The sequence below is a fragment of the Arthrobacter psychrolactophilus genome, assembly GCF_003219795.1.
Classification (GTDB): Bacteria; Actinomycetota; Actinomycetes; order Actinomycetales; family Micrococcaceae; genus Specibacter; species Specibacter psychrolactophilus.
In genome coordinates, this window is the sequence record NZ_QJVC01000035.1 from 1 (window position 1) to 2,096 (window position 2,096).

Here is a 2,096-nt window from a genome sequence, read left to right on the forward strand (position 1 = left end):
AACGGATGGCAAGAAATCACCAACACCACCCTCAACCACCAACCCCTCGAATAAAACAACCCCACCAAAACACCACCCAGAACTAAATGCGGTCTCAGTTCGGGCTGTTGGGTTATCAACCACAGCCATAGTGAGTGACCCTGAATGCTCCTACGCATTCAGTGCGAACGAAGCTATTCCATAGTCCGGGCGTGATCTCATGACCCATTGCTCGAGTCGATGTAGCCGTTTAGTGTGTCCGGTATGACCTTTGCCAATGTGGGAACCCTAGGCACAACCCCAGACAAACGCGATGAACTGGTGGCCGCACTCATTCAACGCAACGACTTACTCAAGACTGCCGGATGTCTGGCCTACGAGGTGGGTACCAATGACGAGGAACCCAACACCGTGTACGTCCTCGAGCTTTGGGAAAGCGCGCAGGCCCATCAGGCCTCGCTTGCTCTGCCGGAAGTTCAGGCGGCTATAGCCGCCGCTCGCCCGCTTTTGTCTGGGGTATTCGGCGGCTTTCGCTTCGACGTGATCGGTTCCCCGCTCCGGGACTAGGCCGCCCTGCAGGAGTTTGATTCGTCATCCAACAGCTGGCCACCGCTACGCTTTCCCACAGTCACTCCGAGGGAAAGTCAGCGGTCGATCACGGAGGAACTACAAGGAACGTGAGTATTGATTGCTCGCCGTTGACAGGTGGGCCAGAACTGGCTGACGCGCCACTGCTAACACGGCACTACACGTAGTGCAGGCACCGGGTGATGACACCCCAAATCGTGATCTCTCCCGTGGTGGTCTCGGTATCCGCGGGGGACGGCACTAGGGCCGGCTGAGTAGCAAGGGAGGTCACGCCGTCGTTCATTATCAAACGACGGATCAGTAACTCGCCCTCAACAACGGCGACAACCACCGAGCCGTGGCGTGGCGCCAGCGCCCGATCGACCACTACCTCGTCACCATCAGCAATCCCAGACCCAATCATGGAGTCCCCGGAAACGCGCATGATGAAGGTGCTCGTGCGGTCACGAATCAGGTGCCGGTTGAGATCGATGCCGCCATCGAAATAGTCGCGGGCCGGAGAGGGAAAGCCACTAGCCTCGGAACCGGGCGGCTTTCTAGGCGTGGGGTCCATACCAAACACATCATCACCGCCTAGTACAAAGTTTCGAGTAGAAGTAGCCTACCACTCCCCTCGGACGAACGGCAGATTAGGCCGGTGAGGGCGCGAAATTGCGCAGATTATTGAAACTGTAGAGATGAATGCCAGCCGGTGGCGTGCCCAAGACGCTCAGATCCGCCGTGAGTTCCTCGGGCCGATAGTGCGTGCCACCCAAAAGTCGCAGGCCCAAGGCCCCCTTGCCGCTGATGAATCGCAAGGAACTGCCCACGCCGATCTTGGTGGCCAGGGAAATCAACTTAGTACGCGGCACCGAGCCGGCAACACCAGCCCACACGGGCAGGGTAATGCCTTCACTGCGGAGCATGCTGATATAGCGCTCAATCAACTCCGCGGAGAAACACATCTGCGTCACGATGCGATCGGCAAACTCGGCCTTACTCCTCAGCGAGTCAAGGAGTTGTTGCTGGCTGATCGCCGGGTGCCCTTCGGGATATCCGGCCACACCGATGCGCAGAGCGCCACCGCTGATCTCGGCAATGTCCCGAATGAGGCTTTCGCTGGAGTCATAGGGGCCCGCTGTCTGCGCTTTGTCGCCCCCAATGGCGAACACCTCGGCAATCCCTGCCGCGTGACAATCACGCAGAAGGGAGGCGAGCTGTTCACGCGATCCGATGGATCGCGCGGCAAGGTGCGGAACAACGTCGAACCCGTGGCCGGCCAGCTCAAGCGACGCCGCCATGGTCCGCTCAATGCCATGGTGCGGTAGGCACGTGACAGTGAGGGTGGAAGCTGCGGGCAGCTCGGAAACCGCAGCGTCGACGATCCCAGCCGTGGGGATGATCTCGACGCGAGTAGGAAGCTCTTCCCTGCCGGCGTTCGCTGCAACCGTGTCCTCGGACATGGTTAGTGGCTGGTGATCAGGGAGGCGGCTTCCTGGCGGGTATGGCCGGAATCTTCGATGCCTTCAGCGATATGTGCCAGGTGCTCG

At 59.6% G+C, this 2,096-nt stretch carries 3 protein-coding genes; 1 reads left to right on the forward strand and 2 read right to left on the reverse strand.

Going from position 1 to position 2,096, the window contains the following annotated elements:
• Positions 1–243 precede the first annotated feature (243 nt).
• A complete protein-coding gene (locus CVS30_RS17585; RefSeq protein ID WP_110486859.1) occupies positions 244–546 on the forward strand; it encodes a putative quinol monooxygenase in 303 nt (100 codons plus the stop codon).
• Between the two features lie 178 nt (positions 547–724).
• On the opposite strand, the gene CVS30_RS17590 is transcribed toward CVS30_RS17585, so the two are convergent.
• Positions 725–1,120, reverse strand: a complete 396-nt coding sequence (locus tag CVS30_RS17590) for a LexA family protein (protein ID WP_110486857.1) — start codon at positions 1,118–1,120, stop codon at positions 725–727.
• 76 nt (positions 1,121–1,196) lie between these two features.
• Positions 1,197–2,009, reverse strand: coding sequence for a methylenetetrahydrofolate reductase (locus tag CVS30_RS17595; RefSeq protein WP_110486858.1), 813 nt, complete (start codon positions 2,007–2,009; stop codon positions 1,197–1,199).
• Positions 2,010–2,096 lie beyond the last annotated feature (87 nt).

Coding starts and splice junctions, on each gene's coding strand:
- CVS30_RS17585 (WP_110486859.1), top strand. CDS start 244: ATGACCTTTGCCAATGTGGGAACCCTAGGCACAACCCCAGACAAACGC.
- CVS30_RS17590 (WP_110486857.1), bottom strand. CDS start 1,120: ATGGACCCCACGCCTAGAAAGCCGCCCGGTTCCGAGGCTAGTGGCTTT.
- CVS30_RS17595 (WP_110486858.1), bottom strand. CDS start 2,009: ATGTCCGAGGACACGGTTGCAGCGAACGCCGGCAGGGAAGAGCTTCCT.